Source organism: uncultured Frigoribacterium sp., from assembly GCF_963515265.1.
GTDB lineage: Bacteria > Actinomycetota > Actinomycetes > Actinomycetales > Microbacteriaceae > Frigoribacterium.
This window is the reverse complement of sequence record NZ_CAUPYL010000138.1, coordinates 1-7,191: the sequence shown is the minus strand read 5'-3', so window position 1 is coordinate 7,191 and position 7,191 is coordinate 1. Positions and strand designations below refer to the sequence as shown.

General features: G+C 72.3%; 6 protein-coding genes. 1 reads left to right on the top strand and 5 read right to left on the bottom strand.

Annotation, left to right across the window (positions count from 1 at the left end; translation table 11 throughout):
- Nucleotides 1-723: Pr6Pr family membrane protein (locus tag RWM17_RS10660; RefSeq protein ID WP_314103505.1), on the bottom strand; the 723-nt coding region annotated here is incomplete at its 3' end.
- 182 nt (nt 724-905) lie between these two features.
- Nucleotides 906-1,745: an aldo/keto reductase gene (locus tag RWM17_RS10655; RefSeq protein WP_314103503.1), complete on the bottom strand. Its 840-nt coding sequence runs from the start codon at nt 1,743-1,745 to the stop codon at nt 906-908.
- Between the two features lie 377 nt (nt 1,746-2,122).
- Here RWM17_RS10655 and RWM17_RS10650 point away from each other — a divergent pair, with 377 nt between their 5' ends.
- Nucleotides 2,123-2,404, top strand: coding sequence for a hypothetical protein (locus RWM17_RS10650; RefSeq protein ID WP_123546785.1), 282 nt, complete (start codon nt 2,123-2,125; stop codon nt 2,402-2,404).
- A 142-nt stretch (nt 2,405-2,546) separates the two neighbouring features.
- Here RWM17_RS10650 and RWM17_RS10645 read toward each other — a convergent pair whose 3' ends face one another.
- The 3 genes from RWM17_RS10645 to RWM17_RS10635 all read right to left on the bottom strand — a co-directional run.
- A complete protein-coding gene (locus tag RWM17_RS10645; RefSeq protein WP_314103501.1) occupies nt 2,547-3,248 on the bottom strand; it encodes an endonuclease/exonuclease/phosphatase family protein in 702 nt (233 codons plus the stop codon).
- A gap of 184 nt (nt 3,249-3,432) precedes the next feature.
- A complete protein-coding gene (locus tag RWM17_RS10640; protein ID WP_314103499.1) occupies nt 3,433-6,621 on the bottom strand; it encodes a S8 family serine peptidase in 3,189 nt (1,062 codons plus the stop codon).
- Nucleotides 6,622-6,898: 277 nt separating this feature from the next.
- A partial coding sequence (locus RWM17_RS10635) for a helix-turn-helix transcriptional regulator (RefSeq protein WP_314103496.1) occupies nt 6,899-7,191 on the bottom strand: 293 nt, incomplete at its 5' end.

The window sequence follows — 7,191 nt, the reverse complement described above, 5'->3', positions numbered from 1 at the left end:
CGGCAGCCCTGCCCCGGCCGCCCTTCCTCCTGGGGGCGGCACCGACCCGCCGTCGCCCGCCACGAGGGCCGCGCCTTCTCCACGCCGCAGCAGCACGCCCGGCCGCGGCCCCGGCCGCAGGTGGCTGAGCGCGATCAACGCCGACATGACCCCCACGATGACGCCCAGGGCGATCGCGTTGTACATCACGAACTCGTCCGGCCAGCGCACCTGCGCGGGGTCGAGGAAGAAGTACGGGTACCAGCCGACGTCCGCGCCGCGCACGATGGTCGCGATGCCCCAGACGACGGGGAACACGAGGACGACCGAGAGCATCGCCCAGCTGACGCGGGTGCGCCCGGGGGCGAGCACCCAGTCGACGACGAGGAACCCGGGGATCCAGAAGTGCAGCACCTGGGTCGACCAGGGCACGCCGATCGCGAAGTCGTTGCTCAGCGACTCGATCAGGATGATGCCGTAGACGATGCCCGACACGACGACGTAGGTCGTGACCAGGGCGTGCACCGCGGCGAAGGCGCGGCCCTCGGGTCGGCCCCGGAGCGAGAGCGCCCCCGAGACGGCGAGGACGAGCACGTTCGCCATGTTGCTCTGCTGCGTGAAGTACGCGAAGTAGTTGACCGTCGAGAAGGTCGAGAAGCCGAGCGTGTAGAAGAAGTACGACACGAGGGCGGCCGTGCCCACGGCGGCGACGACGAGGCGCAGCACGCCGACGACTGTTCGCACCCTGTTCACTCGCTCCCGGTAGCGCGGGGACGCCTCGGGTAGGCCTCCCGTGCAGACGACGACCCTACTAGGACGGGCCGGTCTCCCCCTGTGGGGAGACCGGCCCGTCGGCACAGCCGGGTCCGGCCCGCGGGCCGGGGGGTCCAGGTCAGGCAGGTCGGTGCACCTGGCCCGACCGAGGCTCAGCTGGGGATGTAGTCGAACGTGTCGGGGTCGGGGCCCGTGCGCTCGCCCTTGTCGAGGTCGGTGATCGCCGTGACGTCGGCGTCGGACAGCTCGAAGTCGAAGAGGTCGAAGTTCTCCTCGACGCGCGAGCGCGTGACCGACTTGGGGAACACGATGTCGCCGCGCTGCACGTGCCAGCGCAGGGTCACCTGGGCGGTCGACTTGCCGACGCGCTCCGCGATCTCGACGAGTGTCGGGTCCTCGAGGACCTTGCCCTGGGCGATGGGCGACCACGCCTCGGTGTGGATGCCGTGCTCGACACCGAAGAGGCGCAGCGAGTCGTTGGTGAGGTAGGGGTGGACCTCGATCTGGTTGACGGCGGGCACGACGTCGGCCTCGTCCAGCAGGCGCTGCAGGTGGGCCTGCTGGAAGTTCGAGACGCCGATGGCCTTGGCCCGCCCCGTGGCGTAGATCTCCTCGAGCGCCTTCCAGGTCTCGAGGTAGTCGACGTCCGTGGTCGGCAGCGGCCAGTGGATGAGGAACAGGTCGACGTAGTCGGCCTTGAGGGCGTCGAGCGTGCCGTCGAAGGCCTTGAGGGCGTCGTCGCGACGGTGGAAGCCGTTGTTGAGCTTGGAGGTGACGAAGATCTCGGAACGGTCGATGCCCGACTCGCGCAGCGCCTCGCCGACGCCTGCCTCGTTGCCGTACATCTGCGCCGTGTCGATGTGGCGGTAGCCCACCTCGAGGGCGGTGAGCGTCGCGTCCTTCGTCTGGTCGGGCTCGACCTGGTAGACGCCGAAGCCGAGCTGGGGGATCTCGACGCCGTTGTTCAGGGTGATGGTGGGGATCGATGTCATGCACCCATCGAACCACCGCCTCCCCCGGCGTTCTCAGCGACGTCACGGGTCAGCCCTGGCGCATCCGGCCCTACCGTGTTATCGTTGCAGGTCGCTTGGCAACGATCCTCTCAGATCGTTCCCGACTCATGGCCTTGTCGTCCACACGCAGGCCGAGTCGAACAGCCTGCAGATCATGTCTGTAGATCTCGGGACCCCCGGTCCGAGCCTCACCCGCTCGCCTACTCACCGGTCGTCGCCCGAGACGAGGCCCGACCAGGCTCTCCGAGCCTGAGGACATCCGTCCGCCCCACCGCCGAGAACGGCGGTCCACGCATGCCTCGCGCTGCGTGCCACGACGCTGAGCAACACAGCACACATCGAAGAAGAGAACACGCATGAACGAGAACATCACCACCCTGAGCGGCACGGTCACCACCGAGCCCGTCCTGTCCACCGCCCGCCTCGCCGAGTTCGTCGTCGTCGACGCCTCCGGCGCCGAGTTCGTCGTCCGCGCCTGGAGCGACGTCGTCACCGACGACGTCCGTGTCGGCGCGACCGTCACGGTCGAGGGTGCCCAGGGCTGGGTCATCCCCGGCCGCAGCTGGCGCCGCGAGCCCAGCCGCACCATCGTGCAGGCCTACGCCGTGAGCGCCCACGCGCTCGCGCTGGCTGCGTAGGCAGTCCCGAGGAGGCGCGACCCGCCTCCTCGACGCCCGTCCCGCCCTGCGCGTCGACGGCACGACGGCACGACAGACGAGAGGCCCCGGTGCAGACGCACCGGGGCCTCTCGTCGTCGTCGGGGACGGGTCGAGCCCGCCGCTAGGCCGTGGCCAGCCCCGTGGCGCGCACGAGGATCGGCCGGTGGTCGCTGATGCCGGCGGGCAGCGTGACGACGTCCTCGATGGTGAGGTCGTAGCTCGTCGCGAAGTCGAAGTGGCCCTTGACGTACTTGTAGCCGAGGTAGGTCGGCGTGCTGCTGCGGGTCAGGACGAAGCCGTCGCGCTCGATGCGCTTCTTGAGCCCGCCGTGGAACCACGGGTAGTTGAAGTCGCCGACCATCAGCATCGGCACGCCGGGGGCCAGCGCGCGCATCAGCTGGTGGGCCGACTCGACCTGCTTCTTGCGCAGCCCGTTGGTGGCGGTGAGCGGCGCGGCGTGGAACGACCCGATCAGCACGTCGGCGCCCGAGATGCGGTCGTGCAGGTGCATCGCCAGCAGGCGCTCGTGCGCGGGCGACATGACGCGGTCGTGCATGCTCTTCTTCAGCGCGTAGACGTTGGTGCCCAGCAGCTCGAAGCGGGAGCGGCGGTAGTACGCCGCGAGCCCGAGCCGGTTGTTCCGGGTCGACGCCGCGAGCGAGAACTCGCCGAACTCGTCGGGGATGTCCTTCGTGTCGGCCTCCTGCAGGCACAGCACGTCGGCGCTGTGGTCCTCTGCGAGGGCCCGGATCTCGCCCTTGGCCGTGTGCTCGCGCAGGTTGTAGCTCACCACGCGCATGGTGTTGCCGCTCTGTCCAGTCACGAGTGACGAACCTAGTCCCTTCGTGTTTCGCGGAGCCGCAGGGTCGCGCTCAGCGGCCATGCGGCGCGTCGCGGCCGACGCACGAGGAGGCGGTCCGCACCCTCCTGGGGAAGGTGCGGACCGCCTCCTGCGTGATCAGACCGCCGCGGCGTCAGCCGCCCGGCTGCTGCGGGTCAGCTCCGGCTCAGCGCCAGGGCAGACCCGGGAACCAGCGGTGGAACAGGTCGCCGATGGCGCCCCAGATCCAGCCGATCAGGCCGGGCAGGTCGAACCCGCCGTGCCCCGGGCCGCCGTGGCCGGGGCCGCCGGGCTCTCCCGGGCCGGGGCCCGGGTCGACCGGCGTCTCGGGCTCCTCGCCCGTGGTGACGGTGATGTAGCTCGCCGTGCCCGTGTCGCCGTAGACGACGCGTCCGAGGTAGCTGCTCTCGTAAGCGAGGTCCGACCAGGAGGCGGTGACCGTCGTGGTCTCGCCGAGCGACGCCTCCAGCACGGTCGGGTCGACGGCCAGTCCGCCCTGGGCCGCGGCCGGGTCGAGCAGGTACGACGTCAACGTGTAGCCGAGGTCGCCCGCGCCCGAGTAGAAGTCGACGAGCAGCACGTACTGGCCTGCCGCCGGCGTCTCCACGTCGAGCTGCTCGTCGGCCGAGCCGGTGGCCGCGGCCCCGACCAGCTCGTCGGGCTGGCCCGATGCGTCGGCGGTGTAGAGCAGCAGGTCGAGGTCGGCCGTGTCCTCGGCCGAGTCGAGCACGAAGCGGGCGTGCGTCGTGCCCTCGGCGACCGTGACCGGCACCTGGGCGGCGTCGGCGCCGGCGGTGCCGGAGCCCGTCGCGACCTGGCCGAGGGCGAGGCCCTCGGCGCCGAGCGGCAGCGACAGGGCGTCGCCGGCGGTCACGTCGACCGTCGCCTCGCCCGTCACGCCGGAGCCTGCGAACTCCGCGGCGACGTCCAGCTGGACGGGCCGCACCGCGAGCGGGCTGCGCGCGTCCCGGGTGCCGTCGGTCCACGTCAGGTAGCCGGTGGCGAACTCGTCGAGCGCGGCCGTGGTGCGGGTGAAGGTGACCGTGTAGTCCTGCGTCTCGCCTGCCTCCGCGAAGGTCAGCGTCGAGGGCGAGACCGCGGCCGTGACACCGGCCATGGCGACCGGCTCGGCCGTCCAGCTGCCGGGGTCCGTCGCGGTGACCGACCGGGTGACCGTCGTCGTGCCCGCGAGCGAGCCGACGCTGATCGAGGGGAGGTTCAGGGACGAGTCGGTGCCCTCGACGGTGTCGATCGAGTCGACGTACGCCTGCCAGTCGGCCGTGCCGCTGCGGTAGAGCAGGCCCGGGTCGAGGAAGGCCGTGGGGTCGACGTGGCCGGCGCCCTGGGCGAAGACGTCCTGGGTCGGGGCGCCGTCGGCTCCCACGAGGTCGTAGGCGGTGGTCATCATCGCCGACTTCACCTCGGCCGGGGTCCAGTCGGGGTGCACGGTGCGCGACAGGTAGAGCGCTGCGAGGCCCGCGACGTGCGGCGACGACATCGACGTGCCCGAGAGGAACTCGTAGGTGCCGGGCTCGCCGGCGGCGTTGGCGCCGTCGGCCAGGATCGCGACTCCGGGCGCGGAGATGTCGGGCTTGAGCAGGTTGCCGCCGTCGGCCGTCACCGGGCCGCGCGACGAGAAGCCGGCGATCTGGGGCGTGGCGGGCTCGGGCAGGCCGGCGGGGTTGCCGTCGACGAGGGTGACCGTCGCGCCCTCGGTGGCCGCGTAGGCGTGCAGGGCGTCGTAGGACGCCGCGTCGACGTGGACCGTGGGGACGCTGTGCTCGTCGAGGTCGACCGAGCTGGGCGCGGGGTTCACGAGCAGCATGCCGACGCCGCCGATGCGCTCGACCTCGGCGCTCTTGGCCGTGCGGTCGTAGACGCCGCGGTCGCAGAGCACGATCGCGCCGGAGGCGGCGGCCGCGTCGGCGTCGAGCGAGTCGGGACGGCAGAGGGCCGCATCGGCCGCCGTCGCTCCGTCGACCGCGAGGGCCGCCGCGTCGACCAGGGGGCCGCTGACGCCCTCGGTGCCGGTCGGCACGGTGATCGAGCCGCCGAGGTACGAGGCGCCGTCGCCGGTCAGGGCCGTGGCCGCGTAGCTCGGGACGGTGCTCGCCGCGACAGTGGTGATCCAGGGCGCCGCGTTGTCCGCGGTCGTGGGCGCGGGGCCGTCGTTGCCGGCCGAGGCCGCGACGAAGACGCCCGCCGAGGCCGCGCCGAGGAACGCCTGGTCGGTGGCCGAGAAGGTGCTCGTCGCGCCGCCTCCGCCGATCGAGTAGTTGATGACGTCGACGCCGTCGGTCACCGCGGCCTCGATGGCCGCGACGAGGTCGAGCGTGGCGCAGCCGTCGTCGTCGGTGGCGACCCGGTCGGGGCCGTCCCAGCAGACCTTGTAGGCCGCGATCTTCGCGGCCGGTGCGACACCGGAGACGGTGCCGAAGTCGCGGTCGCCGATGGTCACCTCGACGTCGGCGTTGCCCGCCGCGGTCGAGGCCGTGTGCGAGCCGTGGCCGTTGCCGTCACGGGGCGAGAGGTACTCGCCCTGCTCCTCCGTGCCGATGTTGTCGACGCCGAAGCCGTCGACGAAGTAGCGCGCGCCGACCAGCTTCGTGTTGCAGTCGGATGCGGTGAACTGGACGCCCGTCTGGCAGACGCCGGTGAAGGTGCCGCCGTCGCCCTTGTCGTAGACGATCGAGTCGCCCTCGAGGTGCGGCTCGGCGCTGTCCTGCTCGCCCAGCGAGTCGCCCGCGAACGAGGCGTTGCCCGCGGCGATGCCCGAGTCGATGATCCCGACGACCACGCCGTCGCCCGCGGCGTCACGACCGCCGATCGCGTCCCACACGCCGCCGTTCCCCTCGGCGTCGCCGAGCCCGAGGAACTCGGTCGACGGCGTCGCCTGGAGCTTCAGCAGCTCGTTCTTCGAGACGGCCGCGACCGACGGGTCGGCGGCGAGCGCCCGCGCCTGGTCGGCGCTGAGGTCGGCGGCGAACGCGTTCGTCGTCACCGAGAAGTGCGCGTCGACCGTGGCGCCGACCGCCCCGGCCACGTCGACCTGGGTCTGCTCGAGGTGCTCGGACCACTCCTGCACCGGCGCAGCCGACGCGTCGAGGCGCGCGCCCTCGGGCGCGGCCGTGGCGGCGAAGCCGGCCTTGCCGCCCTCGTAGGTCGCAGCCGCGGGCTCGCGCAGCGTGACGATGTACGACCCGCTCGCGAACTGGGAGTCGCCGACCACGGCAGGGCCGTCGGCCGCCAGGGCCGAGGTGGCCGGCAGCGCGACGACGCCGGCGGCGACGAGTCCCGAGATGAGCAGTGCGGAGAGTGGAGCCTTCGGCCGTCGTCGGCCGGACGATGTGATCACAGGGTGCCTTCCGGGTGCCGCACCCGGTCGGGCACGGTCGATCCGTAAGAACTACCTGAGAATGCGACGCCCCTCAACCGGGGGCCATGGCCGATCCCGGCCACTGTCCTCGACCGGCCACGGAATTTACACGGCCGCAGTCGAACGGGGTACGCCCGGTCCCCCACGATGCCCACTGGACAAGCCTGCCCGCCGACCAGCGCCTCCTCGTCGGGGTACGGGCCGAGGAGGCGCGGGTCGATTGGTCGACGGACGCGTCAGCCGACCGGGGCGTGCGTCAGACCCAGCCGCGTCGCGCCGCCTCGACTCCCGCGTGGAAGCGGTTGCTCGCGCCGAGCTCGTCGAAGAGGTCGTGCAGGCGACGGCGCAGGGTGCGGGGCGAGATCCCGAGCTGACGGGCGATGACGTCGTCGGTGGCGCCCGCGGCCACGAACGCGAGCAGGTCGCGCTCGTCGACGGTCGGCGCGCGGAGGCCGGTGGCCGGGTCGGGCGGACCGTCGGCGGAGACACGTCCGCCCGCCGCTCCGAGCACGTCGGACGGGACGCCGGGGCTCGAGCCCTGCGTGGCCG

Excerpts from the sequence above, each read along its gene's own strand:
- RWM17_RS10650 (WP_123546785.1), top strand. The coding sequence starts at position 2,123 with ATGAACGAGAACATCACCACCCTGAGCGGCACGGTCACCACCGAGCCC.
- RWM17_RS10655 (WP_314103503.1), bottom strand. The coding sequence starts at position 1,745 with ATGACATCGATCCCCACCATCACCCTGAACAACGGCGTCGAGATCCCC.